Source organism: Rhodopirellula sp. MGV, from assembly GCF_002251265.1.
In the GTDB taxonomy this organism is placed as follows: Bacteria; Planctomycetota; Planctomycetia; order Pirellulales; family Pirellulaceae; genus Stieleria; species Stieleria baltica_A.
Window position 1 is genome coordinate 106,342 of record NZ_NPDI01000012.1, and the last position, 21,698, is coordinate 128,039.

Here is a 21,698-nt window from a genome sequence, read left to right on the forward strand (position 1 = left end):
CTCATTGATCGCTGTCCATCCTGGACACTTTGGGAACCTGAATCAGGACCTCTATTTGTCGACGTTCTTAGTGGACGCTGACTTAGTAGACACTGATCGCTCTCACGACTTCACGCTTACCGTTGTAATAAACATGTTCGTCTGGCCGGATCCGACGGATCGGTTTGCACAGACAGTCGGCCGACCATAAACGGATCGGGCCATCGTGATGAATGACGACGATTTTCCCAGATGCCAACAATATCATCACGGCATCGCAATCCTCCAAAGTTTTTGAAGGTTGCAGGGTCTTCGGTCGTTCCGTCTTCGGACGTTCTGGCAGTGTGGCGAGGCTCATGTTCGGATTCTTTCCCGCCCCGTGACACGGTTGGTCTGCCGTGTTTTGCCGAATTTCTATCGCTGTCAATCCGGCCTCAACAAATTCCATCCTATGTTTTCCCAGGGTCCGCGCCAGTTTCCCGGTGCCTCCGGGGGTCCCCGGGCGCGTAACCCGAACAATCGAACAAAACGACACGGGTTTGCCGAAGGACAGCAGCGAGAGAACGAACGATGGCCACGCGCACAATGCCAGGACGAGCGGACAACCGCCAAGATCAATTCGAACAGATCAAATCGCGCATTCACGGCAAGCTGGTCGACAAGCTCGACCTGTCTCGTGTTGGTGATATGCAAGGTGAGACACTGAAACGCGAGATCCGCGTTGTCATTGAACACCTTTGCGATGCCGAAGAAACACTGCTGAACCGTCAAGAACGCGAACGCATCGTTGACGAAGTTCTGGACGAAACCTTTGGCCTGGGGCCCTTGGAATTGATCCTCAAAGATCCCAAAGTCAGCGATATTTTGATCAACGGTCCGAAGAACATCTACGTCGAAAAAGGCGGCCAGATGCAGAAGACCGACGTCGAGTTCCGCGACGGAAAACACCTGCTACAAATCATCGACCGAATCGTCAGTAAGGTCGGCCGTCGTGTCGACGAAACCTGCCCAATGGTCGACGCGCGTTTGGAAGACGGCTCGCGGGTGAACGCGATCATCCCGCCACTCGCACTCGACGGCGCCGCGGTCAGTATTCGTCGCTTCGGTAGCAACCCACTGAAACTCGAAGACTTGCTGAACTACAAAGCCTTCACGCCAGAAATGGTGATGCTCTTGGAAGGCTGCATCAAAGCACGACTGAACTGCATCATCGCCGGCGGTACCGGTTCTGGTAAGACGACGCTGCTCAACACCCTGTCGTCCTTCATCGGTCACTCCGACCGGATCGTCACGATCGAAGACGCGGCCGAATTGCAGCTTCAACAGGATCACGTCGTTCGCTTGGAAACCCGCCCGCCAAACATCGAAGGCAACGGTGCGGTCACGGCGACGGACCTCGTGAAAAACGCCCTGCGTATGCGTCCCGAACGAATCATCATCGGTGAGTGTCGTGGTGGCGAAACCTTGGACATGTTGCAAGCGATGAACACCGGTCACGACGGATCGTTGACCACCATTCACGCCAACACCCCGCGTGACGCGATCGCCCGTTTGGAAACGATGGTCATGATGGCCGGCTTCGAACTTCCTGTCAAAGCGATTCGTCAACAGATCTCCGGTGCGGTCGACGTCTTGATCCAAGCCAACCGTTTGCAGGGTGGCCCACGTCGAGTCACGGCGATCACCGAAGTCGTCGGTATGGAACAAGAAACGATCGTCCTCCAAGACATCTATCGATTCGAACAAAAAGGCATTGGCGAAGACGGCAAAGCATACGGGACGTTCGAATGCTCCGGCGTTCGCCCCAGCTTCATGGACAAACTCGAAGCCGCCGGTGTGCGTCTGCCATCGAGTGCCTTCCGTGAACGCACCATGATGCACGCCTAAACGACTTCACCGAACCGCGCCGACGTTCACTCAAAACGTCCCCCTGATTTTGCACCCCATCAGCCTCACCATAGTCCCATGACAGCGACCGTCATCCTCATCGCCGTTGGCATCTTTGTCGCATCGTTGGTTGCCTTGGCAGCCAACATGCTCGTGCCCGGCAGCGACAACACGGCGACCGAAGATCGGCTCGCCCAGATGGCTTCTCGCCGTCGTGGCGGCGGTGGCGCCGCCGGTGATCGCGAAGAGTCGGGTTCACTGCTGCTCGATGGCGGATTTGATGACGCCAAAGGCTTCTTCGGCAACCTCACCGAAAACCTGCCCGGGATCGGTGACTACCTCGATCAAGCCGACGTGCGAATGCCGCCAGCCCAGTTCGTCATGATCTGCTTGGGTGCGTTCGGTTTTGGCGTGGCCCTGTGCTTGGCATCACCCTTTAAAATCCTCGCCGTCTTTGTCGGACCGATCTTTGCCGCCGTGCCTTTCGGATGGCTGATGCTCAAGCGACGCAGTCGACTGAACAAGTTCGGCAAGCAGATGCCCGAAGCACTCGAATTGCTCGGCCGATCACTACGTGCCGGTCACTCGCTCAACGCCGGCTTCGGTCTGGTTTCCAAAGAGATGGAAGACCCGTTGGCCCGTGAATTCGGACGTGCTTTCGAAGAACAGAACCTCGGGATTCCGCTGGACGAAGCGATCGAAGACATGGCCGACCGCGTTCCCAACATGGACCTTCGCTTCTTCGCCACCGCCGTGATTCTTCAGCGGCAAACCGGTGGTGACTTGGCCGAAATCCTTGACAAGATCGGTCACCTGATTCGCGAACGATTGCAGATCCTGGGACAGATTCAAGCACTCACCGGGGAAGGCCGAATGAGTGGTGCGGTGCTTCTCGCCCTGCCACCGGTCTTGTTCCTGGTCATGCTGAAGCTGAACTACGACTACGTCATGATGCTGTTCACCGACGAAATCGGTCGCTACATGTTGGGCTTCGGCCTGATCACACAAATCATTGGCGCACTTGTGATCAAGAAGATCATCACGATCAAAGTTTAATTCGCCCCCACCATCACTCCCACCACCGCAATCGTCGGCACGCACGGCCCCTGATGTGGGCGAAACAAACGAACTGGACGAAACAATGAACCTTTTACTCGCCGTCTCGATCGACCCGATTTACCTGATCACCGGTTCGATCTTTGCCTTCGTCACCGTCGGCATGTGGTTCGTAATCAATCGAGTCACTGGCGACGACAAGCCCCGCGCCGAAGCACGTTTGGACATGATGCGCAAGCGTCGCGCCAACGGACAAGCGGCTGGCGGCGACAACGCCAAAACCAAAAACGAAGCCCTCACCGCGTACCTCGAACGCGCCGCCACGCCCCTTGCCGACAAAGTCAGCGGCAACGAAAAGGAAATGGGCCAGCTTCGTGAAAAACTAATGAACGCCGGCTTCCGACGTGAAGCCGCTCCGGTCGTGTTCAAAACCATTCAGCTCGGAACCGCCGCGTTCGGACTGTTCGTCGGCAGTACCTACGGCTTCTTTGCCAACGGTTTCGGACAAGACATGATCATCAAAGTCGGTGGCGGATTGATCATCGGCTTCATGATTCCCAAACTGCTGCTCGACTTCACCGCCAAAAAACGCATGGAGAAGATCTTCCTCGGACTTCCCGATGCATTGGACTTGATGGTTGTCTGTGTCGAAGCCGGCTTGGGGATGGACCAAGCCTTGCGAAAAGTCGCCGAGGAAATGGAAAAGAGCCACAAAGAGATCGGCGAAGAATTCGGCATCGCAAACAAGCAGCTTCAACTCGGACGTACCCGCAGCGAAGTTCTCCAAGCCCTCGGCTTCCGCAGCGGTGTCGATGACCTGAAACAGCTAGCATCGATCCTGATTCAAGCGGACAAGTTCGGCTCGTCGATCGCGTCCGCACTTCGTGTGCAGAGTGACGCGATGCGTACACGCCGCCGACAGATCGCAGAAGAAAAAGCGGCCAAGACCGCGGTCAAGATGATCTTCCCACTCGTCTTGTTCATCTTCCCTGGGATCTTCGTCGTCCTCGTCGGCCCTGCCGGTATCAGCATGTATCGCAACATGCTGAATCAGTAACGGTATCCAGAAACGGCTCGTCCTTTACTCGGGACGAGCCGTCTTTCGTGCTACCGTCATCCGGCCATCAACGACCAAGCGATCGGCGTACTGCGTCATCGTGAACTGGCCGCCGCGGAACCAATGCAACAGCGGCGAGACATAGTCGATCGGTGGCTCCTCTGCTGGCTCCGGTCCGTTCCACGCGGTGCTCTCCCAACGATGCGTCTGCGGATTGTATTGGTACTGTCCGCCTAAGCTGCACTGCAAATCGGCGTCCAAGACCTGGCGAACACGCTGGAACGCTTCCTCTGGCGGAACGTCCAATTGCCGTGTCATCAGCGTCAGAAACTCTGCACCGGCAACACTGCTCCGTGCCGCACGCTGATACAGCTGATTGTTGACCCAATCTTCAAGCTGACTACCGAGCAGACTCCCGATCCGGCCACGAACCGTTGCCGCTTCCGAAACGTCGCTCGCTTCCAAAAACGGCAGGGTCGACGTCAACACTTCGTCTTGGAACGACAGCACACTGAACCCGCCACCGGTGTATCGATACAGCCCACCCAACAACCGACTCATCCCCGGCCCGACGGGACGCCCACGTCCCAGTCCCAGCGGCAATCGATCGAGCGCACCAGGCTGTGGCCAAGCACCCAAATACCCCGGTAAGCTTTTCAACGAACGATAGATGTTCAACAGTCCGTCGAAGTCTTCAGGTTCGGGCGGGAAGTTATCTTTGATGCCAACAAACAAATGCGTCGGCGGACCAAGCTGTTCACTCGCCACGTGTGCCTGAAGCGTCACGATATCGTCTGGCGCCGATCGGATCGCGACCTTGGTTGGCGGCCCTAACTGCTTCGCCCATTTGCCATACTTTTCAGGCGTCAGCGGCGCGATCTCGGCATGAACGGTAATCCGCTCCAGCGATGGACTGCCCGGAACATCTTCACGCCGAAGCGCGACAATGATCGGATCCATCTGTGGAAACCGTTCGCTGTATTCATTGGCAATCGTTTGATACCACTCCGCCTCTTGCAACGTCACGTTGTCGATCTCGACATCAGCGATCGGCAAGAACGATCCTCGCGCACCACGCATAGTGTCGATGACGCGGTCACCGATCGCAACAATGCCACTGCCATCGGGGCGTTTGCCAAATGAAAGCGGCAGGAACCCTTGCTCGATCAGCTCTTCCACGCCAAGCGGCGCGCCGCCAACCGAGTTGGCTTCCGCCGCTGCCGCCAAGCGGGCCAAATGCACCAACGACACATCGCTTTCCGCAGCGGATCGCCGTCGCAACTCGATCATGTACTCCGGCGACACCAACCCTTGTAACATCTCAGGCGAAAAGTATGCAAAGATCGTGTCCTCGCGATCGACAGGCACCAGCGAACGTGACAACCGAAACGATTCGGTCGCCGCAAGCGACTCGCGACTCTTGCCGACTTCAAAGAACCGCTTTACCAACGTCTTGCTGTTGGTGATTAAAAAATACCCGTTGTCTTCGGCCAGAAACGAACGAATCGAATTATCCGTTTTCGAGAGCAGCGAGACTTTGTGACCGTCCACATCGACTTGCTTCAACGTGATTTTGTCGTCACCGGACGCACGTGAAGAACGGTCATTGTTCAATGACGACCGCAACAAGAACGCGTTGCTGGCCTTCAAGATCACGCCCATCGACGCGCCGTCGTTGGTAAACAGGTCACGACCGATGACCGCTTGGTCTTCCACCACGCTAGCCCCCAACATCCGCGACAACTGGTTAATCTTCGTCGCGATCTGATTCTGGAAACGTTCCGTCGATTTGTTGACGGTTCCTCGCAATGTGATCATCCGACCGATGTCGCCGCCGTACTCCTCCGCCAAGTCCAAAAACCACAAGTAGTTATTGAACGAACCGAACCGAATATAAAAACATTCCGGCGGCACACGATCGGCGATTCCTTCTGTCACAACCGACTCATCAACAGGTGGCAATGCCGCTTTCTGCCAACGCGGCGGCTCTGGCAATGGCACGGTCGCGTCGGGTGATTCACTCGGCCTTGGCTCGTTGCCATCGGTCAGTCCCGCGGCCGTCCGCCGAAAGATCGCTTTGGTCACTTCCTCTGCACCGGTCAGGTACTTAAGTGTCTCCAGCAGCGGATCGGATTTTTCGACCGGTGCGATGAACCAGTCCGGTAAACCGTTGCCGGTTCGTCCGCTCAGCATTGCGACCAAGTAGGTTTCGACCCAAGGCGGGTAGTCACCTTTGTCAATAAACGATTTTGCTCGTTCGATGTAGGCATCCCACCACTGCTTCAACGCCGTCGCATGCATCGCCGCGTCAGCTTTGGGAACCAACTCGTACGTCCCGATCGGCCCACTGTCATCGGCGATCTCAATCGTCAGCGGAGCATCGCCGGTAAACAAAAACGTCGCGCGACGTGACACGATTTGCGTCTTGGGCATGTCATCATCTGTCAGCTCACGAATCAGCTTGCCGATCCGTCCCAACAGCCGACCGTTGCCTGGCTGTGGCACCGGACGTTCGCTCGTCGGTACGATTGGAACGTCGATATCCTCCGTCACGGGATAGTGCAACCTGCCCGATTGACTGGTCACCGAGAGCGGCCGAGGATCTTGCCCGACCAGCGGAACGGCCAACGGAATTTCGACGATCGCCACACCGTAGCGATGCGGTGCCGGGCCAACCCCCTCGACACTGGGGGCGGCAATTGCCGATGCCAACACCTCGACCGCATTGGCGGAGTTCGATGCAGAAACGACGGAGAAAACGATCGCACCGAGGGCGACAAACGCCGTCCTTACGTTGCGATGATTCGATTGATGACAGAACATTCGATAGCTTGTAACTGACGTATTCGAGACGACCGCTCGTCAGAATTCACGCTCTGGACGATACTAACGAGGGCGTACTGGCGGCACCGTTTACCGCTGGCATATCGACAGCATTATCCCCCAGCACACCAACTTTGGATAGGCAAACCGTGGACAGTCCCTCTCGCAGTGGTGTTTTTCAGTCCAGCACCGACGCCCGTTTAGAAGCCTTCGCCGAGTCGATTAGCTTCGACAAACGGCTCTATCGCCAAGATATCCGTGGCTCGATCGCCCATGCCGAGATGCTGAAAAACGTCGGACTGATCAGCGCCGATGATTTTGCCAAAATCCGCGACACCTTGCGTGAAATCGAATCCGAGATCGAAGCCGGTGACTTCCCGATTCGACTGGAACTCGAAGACATCCACATGCACATCGAGTCCGTCCTGATCGAACGGATCGGTGACGTCGGGCGAAAACTGCACACCGCCCGCAGCCGCAATGACCAAGTCAGCACCGACGCCCGCATGTGGGTTCGCGAACAGCTCGAACATGTGTCGGCGCTGCTGGAAGAACTCCAAAAGGCATTCCTCAGTCGCTGTGAAGGCGATTTCGATGTCATCTTGCCGGCGTACACCCACCTGCAACGCGCCCAGCCCGTCCTCGCCCCCCATTACTGGCTGGCCTACATCGAAAAATTCCAACGCGACCGCGAACGCTTGGCCGACTGCCGGGAACGGGTCAACCAATGCCCACTCGGTGTCGCCGCTGTCGCCGGCACCACCCTGCCCATCGACCGCGAACAAACCGCCAAAGCACTCGACTTCGCCGGCGTCACCGCCAACAGCTTGGACACCAGCAGCGACCGCGACTTCATCATCGAAAGCGCGTTCGTGTTGTCCATGATCGCTTCGCACCTGTCCGGCTGGGCCGAAGAATGGATCTTGTGGAGCACGGTCGAATTCGGCTTCATCAAGATGCCACACCAATTCTGCACCGGCAGCAGCATCATGCCGCAAAAGGTCAATCCCGACACACTAGAACTCACGCGTGGAAAATCCGCCCGCGTGATGGGCAACTTGCAAACGTTGATGTTGTTGGTGAAGAACTTGCCGTTGGCATACAACCGCGACCTACAAGAAGACAAGCCACCGTTGTTTGACTCCTTTGACACCGTCACCGCGATGCTGGAATTGGCAATTCCAATTGTCGCCGGCAGCGAACTGCAACGCGAACGCATCGCCGGTCGGATCGAAGAAGGCTACCTCGACGCCACGACTCTGATGGAATGGCTGATCAAGAAAGGCATCCCACAACGAACCGCCCACCACGCCGTCGGTGCGATCGTCGGTGCAGCAATGGCCAAAGGCATCCCACTGGCAGAACTGCCAATCAGCGAGATGCAAGAACACGCACCACAAGTCGACGAGTCGATCTTAGAAAGCCTCGGTACAGCGAACGCAGTCGCCGCGTTCGTTAGCTACGGTTCAACGGCACCTGCCCAAGTCCGTCAGCAGATGAAACGTTGGGAACAACGCCTGCTGTCCCGCTGATCATCTGCTGGCCAACCGATCGGACTCCATCAAGAAGCCTGTCTAGCGGTTTGTCGATCAACCGGCAAACCGCTCTCAGCGGCCACAACACTTCTTGTATTTTTTTCCGCTCATGCATGGACACTTATCGTTACGGCCAACTTTCTCGCCGCTGTTACGAATCGTCGTGTCATTGACGTGAATCGTGTCCATCGAGTCTCCGCCTTCTAGCTCATCACCGAAGTCGCTGCCGATTTCACCGAACACATCATAATCGTCTTCGCAGTCTTCAAAGTCTTCGAGCCCATCAACGCCGTCGAGCCCATTCGATAACCCTGCGATCATCTCCGCAAACCGCACCATCTCAGTTTTGAATTCGGAAAACTGCTCCCCCAAGACGATGAGGTCGCTCGGATCGGGCAGGTCTTCCAACAATTCCGCAAGGTCCGTCTGCCGCTGTTCGATGCATTCGCTGATGTAATCGAATGGCAACAATTCGCCGTCAACGATGCCGGATTCGTAAGCCCGTTCGATCTGCGGCATCGCCGAATCTGCAGACAGAGCCGCCAGGACCCGAATTAACTTCTCTGGTACCTCGTCAAACTCACCACCGCCTTTGTTGACGCCAGTCTGAACCAGATGGTCGAGCCGTTCACAGAAAAACTCGATCGCCTCCTCCCGCGTTTTCTTTCCATCACGAATCCAATAGAAAGGCACCGCAACTGCCGCCCACCTCAGATAATCGTTCACCTTGGGGTCGGCAATCAGCTCAGCAATCGCTGTTTCATCATCGCCGATAAAGGCCATCAAGATGCAGCTATACGCATCGGCGATAACAATTTCGAAACGCTCAAACGTTTTCCCCGCCGGGTCTGCCAAGCCCCGATAAATCAACGGCCAGGCCTGCAATGCACGAAACTCTGCCAACAAAAACAGGGAGTAGTAGTGCCCCACCGAGCCGACGTCTTCGCCGCTTTGGTACGCCTCTTCCGCCGCTTCGATGCTGCGAATCAGCCACGGAGTGATTTCACTTGACCGTTGACGAGCTTCCTCAATCGCGTCGTAGGGAACGGCTTCCAGCCCGGCGTCCAATTCGTCGAGAATCCGCCCTAGATCCTCCGGAATAGCCTCGAGACTGTTGGCGACTTCCATGGCAAACTCCTTTCAAAAAAGAATGGCAACTTGTGAAATCGCATTCTAGCCTGATCTGTCGCGCCCGTAGATGGCAGAATTGACTACTGTGAATCGGTCGCATTCCAAATTGATTTCATTTTCGAAACCGTCAGCGATTCAATCTCCGCGGACTGCTCGTCCGCTCGCACAAACAATCCATTCTGCCCCATCAACGTAAACTCCGTCACACTCAACTCTCCATCGTTGACGAACAACTCGATGGATGTTCGATCAATCAGAATCTCGAACTCGGTGACAGGCTGGCGAGTCTTGGCATGATGCGGCCCGACTCGGACTTCCCGCTCGCCAAGCACCACGTCCACTCCTCGCACACGAAACGTCAACCGACCGCCCTCGGCAAGCTTGACTTTCCCGCTCAAGTGAAACTGGCGTCCCGACGGTTGCAGCGGAATCGTCTGCCCGGCCCGCAACTGACGGCCTTCGATGTGGAACGTTTCGCCGTGAAGCTGCTCGACTTCGGCGATCGGTGCTCGATACAAACGCAGCCCCTCGTCCGTGCGACGGAGCTTCAGCTCACACGGAAAACTCAGCTGCTGGCTGAACGGCATGTCTGGAAACGCGGAATGCAACACCCACGCGATTTGGATTCGGCGCCCGTCCCCCGTCTCCACATTGTGGAACGTCTGCGTCGCGTAAAAGTCACCGAAGTCGATGGGAATGCGCTGCGGGTAATCGGGTGTGAATTGCTTACCGTCAAAACTGCCAAGCTGGTACCCACCATCAGCATGCACCAACACCCACTTGCTCGTTCCCGCCTCGCCTTCGACTGGCAACTCAAAGAAATCGGGACACTCAAAACTGTTCGGAATCGAATGGCCAGTCTCCTTCCATGACAACAGATTGTCCGAGACTAAAAAGTGATACCGCCCGCCGCCGTACAGAATCATGCACCAGTGCTGCCCCGGCTCGTACCAGAACACTTTAGGGTCACGCTCGGGAAGATCCAAGACCGGATTCTGGTCATAGATCGTCCAGCTTTTTCCTTTGTCCAAGCTATAGCTGATGCACTGACGATGGTTGTCGCCCGCCGACCAAAACGCGACCATCGCCGGGTTGTCCGGATCCTTTGATAAGCCAGACGTATTGCCATAGTCGACCACACAGTGCCCTGACTGAACGGCATAGTCCAGCGACGGTTCCCAAAATGCCGGCTCCTGTTCTTGCCAAGACACCAGATCACAGCTTGTGAAATGCAACCAACACTTGTTCCAACGCTGGGCGAAAACATGGTAGGTGCCGTCGTAATAAATCATCCCGTTCAAGTCATTGATCCAGCCCTCTTCACGCTGGCCAGGATTCAATCGATTCATCGTCCACTGACGTGCGGTCAAATGGAACTGTGGGCGAAACGCTTCGGTGTAAACCGGTGCGATTGGCGTGGACGGTGAGATTGGCCGATCCGTTTGCATCAAGTGATCGACATTGATGTGTCCCCAATCACCCGATGCTTCATCAACGATCTCAATTTTCGCGTGTTGGCCCTTCCAAGAGCGCACGTCCCACGAACCCTCCACCAAACGGTCACTTCGCCAGCCGGTGACACTGCGAACAATCTCACCGTCGATTAACAAGTTCATGCAGGTGTGCCGCTCGTAATTGCCACCGGCAATTCGAAATGCGATGTAGTCACGCTCAATCTCAAACGGCCGTGACGTCAGACGGCCTTGGGGTCGATCACCATCGATCTCACTGCATGCCAACCCGGCGCCTTCACAGTTATCGATTTCCAACTGTTTCAACTGAGTCTCTCCGCGTGCCGGCCCCGGCGCGAATGCCTCGCCTGTCGCCATCCATCCGACATAGCTTTCACCGTTGAAACGGTCGATCACGATGTCTGATGCAACACCATCTTCCGCGTTGACTTGACTGGCGGCTACAGCCGCTCCCAGACAGACCAGCATCGCCAACAACCCGCCTCGATCGATCTTCAATTTCATCATCGCCTTCACTCTCTCGAACCAATTCAAAACCTAACAGTACGATCACGCCTGACCAAACCGCATCTGATCCCCCGGCACCGAAAGCACCAGCTCTCCGCCATACTCGATGTTTTCCATCTTCGGCAGTAACAACTCCAGCACGTCCGGGGCTTGGAAATGCTCGGGCTTCGTGTCGGGGTGAGGAAAATAAATCAACCCTTCGGCACGGCTGCCCGATGCGAACTCGACCTTCGCGTCAAAGAACGAAAAGTCCTCCGCCGGCTCAACGGGATGCCATTTCAAATCGCGAAACGTCACCCGTGGCTGAACCACCTGATAAACCAGCGGCGCGATACTGAGATTGATCGTGCCGATGAAATACGGTGACAGATCCAGTCCCAGTGATTTGAAATACGGCATCTGCATCCGCAACGTGCCGTTTGGAAATCGCGGATTCCCATTCATGCCTGACGCGACGCGGTGACCTTGGACGATGACCGCTTCCGCCGATTGCCACTGGCTCATCAACTCAACTCCGTTCGGTTTTCTTCCACCAGCGAATGCATCGATTCCAGTGGAACTTGTTTTGTTTCGGGAAATGCAAACCAGACCACCGCCAGCTGCACAATCATCATGCCGGCAAAGAACGCGAACGGCAGCCCCGCGGACGGCTCGCCAACGTCACCGGCAACCATCGGAAACGTCCAGCTGACGATCATGGCCCAAAACCAGTGCGTAAAACTGCCGAGTGTCTGCCCCTTCGCACGCACCGCACCTGGGAACACTTCACTGATGTAAACCCAAATCACAGCGCCTTGGCCAAATGTGTGGCAGACAACCACGCCCGTCAACAACCACACCAATAGCGATGCCCCCTCGCCGCTGGAAAAGATCAATGCGACGGCCCCCATCGCGATCAATGTCCCAAATGCACTCGCCAATAGCAGCGGCTTGCGTCCCAATCGATCGATCAACACCATTCCCAACATCGTTGCGAACAAGTTGGCCACTCCTAACAAGATGGTCGCCAACCCCGCGTCCTCGCGACTGTAGCCGCCTGATTCCAAGATCGGGTTCAAGTAATACCACAGCGCATTGATACCGCCGAACTGATTGAAGCTCGCGATCGTGATTGCCAAAAAGATCGGCTTCGCATGCTCGCCCGACCATAGCGGTTGTTGGCTCGAATCACTTTCCGCAGCAAGCGTCTGCCGAATTCGTTGCGTTTGCATGATCGGGTCCGGTTCGCCGAACTTCTTCAGCACCGCGACCGCTTCCTGTTCGTCCCCTTGCAACACCAGCCAACGTGGACTGCGTGGAATGAAAAACAACGAGATTAAAAACAGCATCGCGGGGAACGCTTCGATCCCAAGCTTCCATCGCCAAAGCGTCTGCAACGTCGCTTCATCGAGCGAAACGGAATAGCGATCGACCAGTAAGTTCGAAAAGAACGCGACCAGCACCCCAAAGACAATGTTGAATTGAAAGAAGCTAACCAATCGCCCACGCCACTCCGCCGGCGAAACCTCTGCCAAGTACAGCGGCCCCAACACCGTCGATCCGCCAACTCCCAAACCGCCGACCAATCGGAACAAAACCAACGAGTTCAAATCCCACGCCAACGCACTGCCCAATGCACTGACCAAGTACAACCCACCGCAAACCTTCAAACAGTCGCGTCGGCCAAACCGATCGCCCGGGTATCCAGCAACCAACGCTCCAATCGCCGTCCCGATCAGCGCCGATGCGGTCATGAAACCTTGCATGAACCCGCTCAGCGAAAACTGCTCTTCCAGCTGTGTCTGGCAGCCCGAAATCACGATCGTGTCGAAACCGAACAACAGCCCACCCAGCGAGGCGACGACCGCCGCGGCCAGCAGCGAACGCCCTGGCAAACTCGAAGTCTCGCGATCGGTTAATGTGTCACTCATCCGTGCACCAATTGGGTAAGTCAACTTTTCGGCAATCGCGTTACTAGACAGCCTGATCAACTGGTCTAATCCGAAACATGACTGCCCAAACACCCTACCAAGGGCCGATCGTCCCGCAACAACCGACACCACAAATTGGACAGCAAAGTTGTCTTATCAGATCAGGCGATCTAAACTTCGATTGAGACTCCGTGCCTCTGAATTCACGACCTCTACACCGGGCGACCCGTGCGAGAAACCAAGTACCAGCGAATCGTCATCGACCTGCAACAAGCCATCGACGACGGGACGTTCAAAGTCGGCGCGCGACTGCCCTCGGAAAATGCCTTGGTCAAGCAATACGACGCGTCGCGACCGACCGTCGTGCGAGCTCTTCGTGAATTACAAAACGGCGGCTACGTCGAACGTAAAACCGGCTCTGGCACCTACGTCAAACAACGACAAATCGACACCCGCCAACGCACCTTTGCCCTGCTCGTTCCGGCACTCGCCGACGGTGAAATCTTTGATCCGATCTGCTCCGCGCTTGCCCGCCAAGCCTATGTCACGGGCAATGCGATCCTGTGGGGAAACCTTGCCGACGAACCGCCCGAACGACTCGAATCGGCGACCCGAAAACTGTGCCAGGAATACATTGTCGCCGGTGTCGACGGTGTGTTCTTTTCGCCCTTCGAGTTCACCGACTCCAAAGACGACGTCAGCAAGTCGATTCTGCGTGACTTGAGCAAAGCCAAGATCCCAGTGGTGCTACTCGATCGCGACTATGTCGATCCGCCCCAGCGCAGCGACTATGATCTGATCGGCACAGACAGCTTTAACGCCGGCTATGTACTTGCCGATCACCTTCTTCGCGTCGGTCGCCAACACGTACATTTCCTTAGCCGACGCAACTCGGCATCCACCGTCCACCGCCGATTGCAAGGCTATCAAGCGGCCCTGCTTGACCACAGTAAAAAAGTTTCCGCAAACCACACGCACCAGATTGATCCGACCGACCACGACGAAGTCAAACAGCTCCTTCGATCGAAGCACCTGGATGCGATTGTCTGTGGCAACGACAAAACCGCTGCGCAGCTGATTCAAAGTTTACAAGCTCTCGGCCAGCAAATCCCACGCGACTTGGCGATCGTGGGCGTGGACGACCTGTCGTACGCGCGGCTGCTGGCGCCACCGCTGACTACCATGCACCAGCCCTGCCAACTGCTTGCTTCGGTCGCATTTCAGATGATGCAAGACCGGATCGAAAATCCACACCTCCCACCCCGCCACACCTGCGTCCCAATGAAACTCGTCATCCGCCAATCATGCGGAAGCCAAAGCGATGAACGCATCGCTCGGTGAGACGGAATGACTTGGTTATCCCTTCGCTGACAATTGGCCGAAGGCGAAATGGACCATAGCCTGCGGCAATCAGTTCCAAGTCCGATCAAAACACCCCATCTCATGACCAACCGCGAGCGGCAAACAGATTTCCCATTGTCGCCTTTCGCTCCGCGAAAGTAGCGTTCTCCTCCAACAAGAAAAGGTACGCCGACAAGAAAAGGTACGCGGACTCAATTTGGCTTTGATCTGCCCGATGAATCGCTGCTTACAAGGGCAACGGACCGGACCTTTGGCCCTCAGCGTGCTCATTCTGCTTGGTTCCCGGCCCTGCGGACCGGGCTAGGTAACCGGCTGGACCTTCGGCCCAAAAGTCGGTCGCTGGCCTGCGCCCGGAAAACGTACGCGGACTCGTTTTGGCTCTGTTCCGCCCAATGATTCCGATGCAACGCTGCTTGCAAGAGCAACGGACCGGACCTTTGGCCCTCAACGCGCTCATCTTGCTGGGTTCCCGGCCCTGCAGACCGGGCTAGGTAATTGGCTGGACCTTCGGCCCAAGTGTCGATGGCTGGTTTGTGGAGAGCAGTTTGAATTCAGGCGGTGATCGCATCGGAAAGCCTGAATATTGAGCGTACTCGGTGCTGGGAATTGATGACCGCGGAGAAACGCAGAGGGTTTCTCCGGTATAAACGCAAGAAAACCAGACTCGTGAGCTGGAGAAACGCTACACCGATCTTGGCGGTCCGGTTGCCGTGACGATCGAAGACACCCCGGCTCATGCAACCACGCCCAGCAACCTGGACGCGGTCGTGACGTTTATCCTCGGCAACGAAACCCGCTAAGGCCTGACGCTTATTGTTTTGGAAACACCTTCGCGGCGGCCTTCAAAAAGTCGTCGCGGGCGGCCCACTGATCGCCGCTGGTGCACTGCACCATAAAGATCGCGATCATGCCGGTCGTTGGGTTCACCGAAAGGTCGGTCCCGTAGGCGCCGTCGTGACCGAACATGCCGTTGCGAAGGTGATAGCCCAAGCTGTAGTTGACGTTCGTCGTGCCTGTTTGCGCGGTCCGCAGCACGTCCATCGACTCGGGCGACAGATAACGTTTCCCGTCAAGTTCGCCGTTGTTCGCCAACATCAATCCATAGCGAAAGATATCTCCCGTCGTGGAAAACAAGCCGCCACCGGCTTCAGGAAATCGTCGGGCCCGGTCGCTGTACGGCTTGGTCAGAAAGCCAACTTCGCCGCGCGAGAATCCTTCACCTTTGCGATTCGGCCCATACGCGCCGGCCAATCGTTCGACCTGTGACTCGCTTGGCCAGAACGTCGTTTCGGTCATCTTGAGCGGATCAAAAAATCGCGATTGCAGAAAGTCTTCGTACGGCATGCCGCTGACGATTTCAACAATCCGCGCCGCGACGTTCATGCCTTGATTCCCGTAGGCATACTTGTCGCCAGGCTGAGATAGCAACGGCCCGGTGACCGAACTGAGCGCTCGCACTTTTAGCGGCGTGACATCCGCGCCGGCGACTCGCTGCAGTTCCGCACTCCCCGCCAGACCACTCGTATGACTGAGCGCATGCCGAATCGTTACCGGCCGGACCGGGGCAACCAGTAATACATGTGAGTCGTCCTTTTCTTCAACGACTTTCCAATCGTTCAACTGTGGAATGAATTTCGAAATCGGATCATCCAACGAAACCTTGCCTTCGTCGACCAACATCATAATCGATGCCCCGGCAAACATCTTCGTCATCGACGCGATCCAGAACACGTTGTCTTCGCTGATCGACTGCTGAGACTCGACATCGGCGTATCCCATCAAGTTCCGGTAGTGCACCTTGCCGGTTCGGTCAGCAACGATGGCGACACAACCGGCGATCTTGGATGCGTCGTGATACGGCTTGAACGCGGCAGCGACTTCGGGGCTCTCGGGAATCACGTCGTCAGCGAAAACGCTGGAATTCCCGGCACAGACCATGACTCCTATCAAGGCAACCTTTAGCAGACGATTCATCAAGACACTCCAGAATAGGATGGCGGTGGGAAATAGGAAGCGCACCAAGATACTCGAACGCCAATCCCTACGCGGCCATCTCGGACGATTGAATAAATCGCCCGGAGACATTGTCGAATGATGCTCCACAAAGAGGGTACGCTCAATCTAAGTAACGAGACGCAACACTCGAAGAACAACAGGCTGCTAACCGCCGAGCCTTACATCATCCAGCCCAAACAGATAGCCAGTGGACTGCTCGTTCTTTCCAACGACTTCGAAAGTCAACCGGTGCGTCCCCTGCTCCAGCACTGGCGATTCGAATCGCACGTCGCCTGCACGCACCACCGCGTCGTCATAACAATCGATAGGCTGGCCAATTCGATTTCCGTCCAGCCAAACCTGGACCGAGCAGTAATCCGGTGCCTTCGTCAAACCGATTGCCAGACCAGTCGTTTCCTGATCGACGCCGAACTGCACTTCAAGCTTTGCCCCTTCGCCACTGGCACGCCAAAGCAGATGCGCATTGCTTGACCAACCATCACCAAACACGCGCATCTCCTGAACGCTGGTTGGGCCGTCGGGTGAACCGACAACATCGATGTGCCCCCAATGCGAGCCCTCCAACACACCATCGACAACTGGTAACGCAGGCTGGCTGATCGCGGGAACGTAATAGTCAACACGCTGTTCGACATCCACTGGCTGATACGGATCCGCCACACCCGCAGTTTGGTACCAGCAAACGGTGTACGCATTCAGTAACGGCCAGTTGTTGCCGTGATACTTTTCGATCACCGCTTCAAAGCTGCGTTGAAAGGGGACGTTGTCCGGCACCTGCCAACGGGCTTGCGTGATATGGCCGATGTTACCCGGACCGGCTCGATCAGCACTCTTTCCGATTTGATCAGCCTCGCCATTACGTGGCTGTGCTTGCAACGCACTGTCAAACGCCGTTGGCTGTCCCCAGGCGTACCCGAAGTAGTCTTCCGATCCGGTACCGAATGTCGACGGCATCGCTTCACCATCGACAAAAAACTTCTCGTCGCCTTCACCCCACCAGTAATGCGTGTCGACTTCGCCAAGATAAAACGCACGCTGCGGTGAAGCACTGCGGAACGATTCCGCGTCCGGCAAGGGTGTCACAAAACGTTGTTTAGCGCGATCATCCCACAGGTGATTCGGATTCCACATGTGGGCGTGAAATCCACAGAATCGCCCACTCACACCGTCGAGGTGAAGCACAGGCCAATCCGGCCAGCGGTCCGACATCAACCGTTCCTGATCGAACCCGCTGAAGTCGTCGCGGTGCCATTTGCAGTGAAACCGCAACAACTGATCGGGGTCTCTCTCCAGCGTTTCGGTGTGAAACGCAAACCGCAAGTCTCGAGTGGCCTTGCCGTCGTTCTTGACTCGAATCACCGCTTTGCGAAACGGCATGTACCAATTGCTGTAGTACCCACGCTCGGTCATTCCCGTGGTCAGCGTTCGGTGCAAATTCTCACCGGCCCCAGTCCCAAAGAAGTCACCGAGCGGTGCCCACACGGCCGGCGAATCGTCGTCGTCCCAGGTCAGACTGATCGTCAGCTCGCGAAGTATTCGAACGGATTCGGAGCGATCGACCGGCGGCCGCTTCATAAAGATCGACGTCAGCGCGGCGGGCGAATCAAACGTTGCCAGCACCTTTTCCTCACCGGCACCAAGCGAAACGGTCGTGTCGGTGACGGCGGCCGGGTTGTCCACAAACAGAAACGGACCGCGCTGCGACCAAATACTGTTGGCCGTCCGCAACGCGGAACGTTGCGATTCGGTCAGAGTCCCGTCAAACGAAGGAACCGTTGTCCCTTTTGGGAAACGTGTGTAAGTGATTTGGTAGTACCGCCCCCAACCTTCACTGCCACGAATTTTCAGCGACTTGTTGAAGGTGATCGGAACGAATCGGTTGTAGCCACGTGCCTTGATTTGTGACAGCTCGGGCAGCTCGGGCAGCTCGTCAAAGTCATCGGCAAAAAGTTGCTTGAACGGTTTGGCGAACGTTGGCTCGGTATCACCGTCGACATAGAACTGCCAGTCACCGTCGCCAGGCATCGCCGACCATATCCGCCAAACCACGCCAGAACCTTCCAAATCAAAGAACGTCCCATCGTCATCGAGCGCGCCATCGGCATCGTTGTTGGCATGCCAGTTTTCGTAGCGTTCGGTCACCGGGTTGAATCGTGACGCGCGATCGCGACTGGAAAAGTTACCGCTGACTTCGCCAGGCAACGGCGGGTTGGCGAGCCCTTTGAGGTCGTACATGCGAGCCACGACATCCGCATAGCTGAGCGTCGTTATTGGCAAAGCTGACGGCGTCTGGGCTGAGTGAGTCTGCGCTGACGGCGTCTGGGCTATGACAGCTCCGGCCAGACACTGAAAACTGGCCAGAACCAACGACGTCACGACAGCTCGACGCACCAAAGCGACTTTCAATTGACCGATCACTGATCTGCGATTCCCAGCTTGGCTTGCATTTCTTCCAGCGGGACGCCTTTCGTTTCCGGGACGAATAGCTTCACCCAAATCAATTGCAACACCATCATGAAACAGAAGAACCCAAAGATCGCTGCCGGGGGCAAAATTTCGGCCATCTTGGGAAACACCAACGTCAACGTCGCGGCAAACAGCCAGTGCGTCGAGCTTCCCAGTGCTTGCCCGGCGGCACGATTTCGGTTCGGAAAGATCTCGCTAATAAATACCCAAATCACCGCACCTTGGCCAACCGCATGAGCGGCGATAAAGGCAAAGATACATGCCGGAACAATGCCGTAGCTTCCGACGCTGAACGCCCAAGTACAAAGCCCCAACGAAGCGATGTAGCCAAACGAACCGATGTAAAGCAACGTCCGTCGTCCAAAGCGATCGATCAACCACAAGCCGACATAGGTGAAGACCAAGTTGGTCACGCCAATTCCCAGCGACTGCAATAGCGCCGCGTTCTTTTCCAGCCCAGTCCATTCGAAGATTCGCGGCGCGAAATACAAAATCGCGTTGATCCCCGAGAGCTGATTGAAGAACGCGACCAAGAAGGCCAACATGATCGGCCGCCGCAATCGCCAAGTAAAAAACTTGGCCTTCGTCGTCAAGTCGCCCGCACTCGCGAGTACCGAATCGGCAAGCGACTCGATCTCTTGGTCAGACAGTTCCGGATTCACATCCCGAAAGACTTTCATTCCGGCTTCTCGCTGATTCCCGTGGGCGATCAACCAACGCGGACTCTCGGACAACGTCATGCAAAGCACGGTGTAAAGCAGCGCCGGGAACGCTTCCACACCCAACATCCATCGCCACGCGACTTCGCCATCAACGTACTTGCCGATCAAGTAGTTCGACGCGAACGCGATCAAAATCCCGAACACGATATTGAATTGAAAAAGCCCCGCCAAACGGCCACGCATATTGGCCGGCGAAATTTCCGAGATGTACAGCGGCGATGCAACCGTCGCGATTCCGACACCGACGCCACCGATGAAACGTGCCACCATGAACACGAACTTATCGGGGGCAATCCCAGATCCGACCGCCGAGACAAAATACAACACGCCGACCCAGATCAACGTGCTTCGGCGGCCAAACCGTTCGGCTGGCACACCGCCAAACAATGCCCCGAGCACGGTCCCCCAGAGTGCGGCACTCATGCATAAACCATGCAGCGTGCTGTTCAGATCCCAGACGGATTGGATCTTCTGCTCCGCACCCGAGATCACGATCGTGTCGAAGCCGAACAAGAACCCAGCTAGCGATGCAGTAACAGACCACACCAATAAACGGTTACCCATGAATCTCTCACCTCGGGGCGACGATAAAGGCGACCAAAATAACCCCAGCACCCCGGTCACACAATCGAACGCCCCAAAGTTTCCGGCCGCCGACCTCCCCGGCAAAGCGACCGAGACCGCTTGATGCGATAATTCGACTTGCCGCTTTGTCTGCGGCGGCGATCCAGCTATTTCACAATCACTGCGTCGCGAAACTGCTCAAGCAAGTTCCAGTCGCGAACCACATGTTCCTTGCTCGACGTGTTGAACCGTGCGACGTTTCCGTCCTCGCGCGAATAACGGAAGGTTGCCAGATCGATCGGCGATTCTTCAAACGCTTCATGCATTCGCTGGGTGTGTTTTTCGTGATCGTCGACAAAAACAATCGCCGCGAACTTTGCTTTCGAGCGTGCCAACAAGGTACGGAGCATGTACCCCTTATGCTGTCCGGCAGTCAGGTAGATGCCATCGGAATAAGTGACCGGGCGTGGTTTCCCCAAGTCAAAAATGGTTTCAACGTCCAAACCTTGCCGGTGCTCTTTCTCAATGCCATAAGGCAGAAAGACACCACGTTTTTCGTTGATCTGGAGTGCCGATCCCGCGATGTCGTAGCCATTGCGTTCCAATTCCGATTCGGTCGCATTTCGGAAATCTTTGCCACGAGACGTCAGCACGACGGTGGTGATACCAGGCAGCTCATTCCCTTCCTTGTCTTTCTTCCGTTCCAATAGTCCGTTGAACAACGCCGGAAGATTTGGCTCCGGCGGGTGCATCGAACTAAGCGAAAAGAGGACGCCCTGTGCGTTCAACAATTCGTCAAAAGTTGCGCCGACCAAGTGGGGACTGCTCGGGTCACTCTTGAGCAAACCTTCTTGCCAGCCGTACCACTGATCGCTTCCCAGGTCCTGGTTCATTGCCAGCAGTGTGTTGTCGACATCGACGACCAACAACACGTTTTGGGCACCGTGTTTTTTGGAAAAGTCTTGGACTTGTTTGACAACCTGTGCGAACTCCGCCGTCTCAACGGCTTTCCGCACTCCCGGTTCTTGGGCAACGACGACGACATCGAACGCAGGGTGGCAGAACACCGGCAGCACGACATACGCCAACACAAACGCTATCCAACGACTCATCTGCTTTCTCCAAACGGCCAGTTGATTTTTAGAGATATCCTCTCCCAAGGTCGCCTTGTGCTCCACAAAAACAGCGGTAGAGAACACTACTTTCACGGG

16 protein-coding genes are annotated in these 21,698 nt (G+C 56.2%); 6 read left to right on the plus strand and 10 right to left on the minus strand.

Going from position 1 to position 21,698, the window contains the following annotated elements; translation table 11 throughout:
- Positions 1-82 precede the first annotated feature (82 nt).
- Positions 83-337: a hypothetical protein gene (locus CGZ80_RS05265; RefSeq protein WP_094412087.1), complete on the minus strand. Its 255-nt coding sequence runs from the start codon at positions 335-337 to the stop codon at positions 83-85.
- Positions 338-549: 212 nt separating this feature from the next.
- Between CGZ80_RS05265 and CGZ80_RS05270 the strand changes: the two genes are divergently transcribed.
- The 3 genes from CGZ80_RS05270 to CGZ80_RS05280 all read left to right on the plus strand — a co-directional run bounded on the left by CGZ80_RS05270 (position 550) and on the right by CGZ80_RS05280 (position 3,979).
- The gene (locus CGZ80_RS05270) at positions 550-1,866 is read left to right on the plus strand and encodes a CpaF family protein (RefSeq protein ID WP_094412089.1); all 1,317 of its coding nucleotides are present in this window, start codon (positions 550-552) and stop codon (positions 1,864-1,866) included.
- A 78-nt stretch (positions 1,867-1,944) separates the two neighbouring features.
- On the plus strand, positions 1,945-2,922 hold the full coding sequence (locus CGZ80_RS05275) for a type II secretion system F family protein (protein WP_094412091.1): 978 nt from the start codon (positions 1,945-1,947) through the stop codon (positions 2,920-2,922).
- An 85-nt stretch (positions 2,923-3,007) separates the two neighbouring features.
- A complete protein-coding gene (locus CGZ80_RS05280; RefSeq protein ID WP_094412131.1) occupies positions 3,008-3,979 on the plus strand; it encodes a type II secretion system F family protein in 972 nt (323 codons plus the stop codon).
- 24 nt (positions 3,980-4,003) lie between these two features.
- Here CGZ80_RS05280 and CGZ80_RS05285 read toward each other — a convergent pair whose 3' ends face one another.
- Positions 4,004-6,802 (minus strand): hypothetical protein, encoded by a 2,799-nt coding sequence (locus tag CGZ80_RS05285; RefSeq protein ID WP_094412093.1) that lies wholly within the window; start codon positions 6,800-6,802, stop codon positions 4,004-4,006.
- Between the two features lie 149 nt (positions 6,803-6,951).
- Between CGZ80_RS05285 and argH the strand changes: the two genes are divergently transcribed.
- Positions 6,952-8,334: an argininosuccinate lyase gene (gene argH, locus CGZ80_RS05290; RefSeq protein WP_094412095.1), complete on the plus strand. Its 1,383-nt coding sequence runs from the start codon at positions 6,952-6,954 to the stop codon at positions 8,332-8,334.
- A gap of 75 nt (positions 8,335-8,409) precedes the next feature.
- Here argH and CGZ80_RS27525 read toward each other — a convergent pair whose 3' ends face one another.
- The 4 genes from CGZ80_RS27525 to CGZ80_RS05310 form a co-directional block, all read right to left on the minus strand.
- Positions 8,410-9,465 carry a DUF1186 domain-containing protein gene (locus CGZ80_RS27525; protein WP_103296287.1) on the minus strand — a complete coding sequence of 352 codons (1,056 nt, stop codon included), beginning with the start codon at positions 9,463-9,465 and terminating at the stop codon, positions 8,410-8,412.
- Between the two features lie 83 nt (positions 9,466-9,548).
- The gene (locus CGZ80_RS05300) at positions 9,549-11,447 is read right to left on the minus strand and encodes a glycoside hydrolase family 32 protein (protein ID WP_094412097.1); all 1,899 of its coding nucleotides are present in this window, start codon (positions 11,445-11,447) and stop codon (positions 9,549-9,551) included.
- Positions 11,448-11,489: 42 nt separating this feature from the next.
- Positions 11,490-11,951, minus strand: coding sequence for a hypothetical protein (locus CGZ80_RS05305; RefSeq protein WP_094412099.1), 462 nt, complete (start codon positions 11,949-11,951; stop codon positions 11,490-11,492).
- The gene (locus CGZ80_RS05310; RefSeq protein ID WP_094412101.1) at positions 11,951-13,357 is read right to left on the minus strand and encodes a sugar porter family MFS transporter; all 1,407 of its coding nucleotides are present in this window, start codon (positions 13,355-13,357) and stop codon (positions 11,951-11,953) included. Before CGZ80_RS05310 ends, CGZ80_RS05305 begins: the two co-directional genes overlap by 1 nt.
- A 228-nt stretch (positions 13,358-13,585) precedes the next feature.
- Here CGZ80_RS05310 and CGZ80_RS05315 point away from each other — a divergent pair, with 228 nt between their 5' ends.
- The gene (locus CGZ80_RS05315; RefSeq protein ID WP_094412103.1) at positions 13,586-14,698 is read left to right on the plus strand and encodes a GntR family transcriptional regulator; all 1,113 of its coding nucleotides are present in this window, start codon (positions 13,586-13,588) and stop codon (positions 14,696-14,698) included.
- An 831-nt stretch (positions 14,699-15,529) separates the two neighbouring features.
- Here the strand turns inward: CGZ80_RS05315 and CGZ80_RS05320 are convergent.
- From CGZ80_RS05320 to CGZ80_RS05330, 3 genes are all read right to left on the minus strand, one after another.
- Complete coding sequence (locus tag CGZ80_RS05320) at positions 15,530-16,693, minus strand: serine hydrolase domain-containing protein (RefSeq protein WP_158222561.1); 1,164 nt, start codon at positions 16,691-16,693, stop codon at positions 15,530-15,532.
- Positions 16,694-16,879: 186 nt separating this feature from the next.
- Complete coding sequence (locus CGZ80_RS05325; RefSeq protein ID WP_143543753.1) at positions 16,880-19,012, minus strand: glycoside hydrolase family 172 protein; 2,133 nt, start codon at positions 19,010-19,012, stop codon at positions 16,880-16,882.
- A 137-nt stretch (positions 19,013-19,149) separates the two neighbouring features.
- A complete protein-coding gene (locus CGZ80_RS05330) occupies positions 19,150-20,487 on the minus strand; it encodes a sugar porter family MFS transporter (RefSeq protein ID WP_094412109.1) in 1,338 nt (445 codons plus the stop codon).
- Between CGZ80_RS05330 and CGZ80_RS28950 the strand changes: the two genes are divergently transcribed.
- Positions 20,486-20,611, plus strand: coding sequence for a hypothetical protein (locus CGZ80_RS28950; RefSeq protein ID WP_255407692.1), 126 nt, complete (start codon positions 20,486-20,488; stop codon positions 20,609-20,611). The genes CGZ80_RS05330 and CGZ80_RS28950 overlap by 2 nt on opposite strands.
- Before the next feature lie 43 nt (positions 20,612-20,654).
- On the opposite strand, the gene CGZ80_RS05335 is transcribed toward CGZ80_RS28950, so the two are convergent.
- On the minus strand, positions 20,655-21,599 hold the full coding sequence (locus CGZ80_RS05335) for a DUF2608 domain-containing protein (protein ID WP_094412111.1): 945 nt from the start codon (positions 21,597-21,599) through the stop codon (positions 20,655-20,657).
- Between the last annotated feature and the right edge of the window lie 99 nt (positions 21,600-21,698).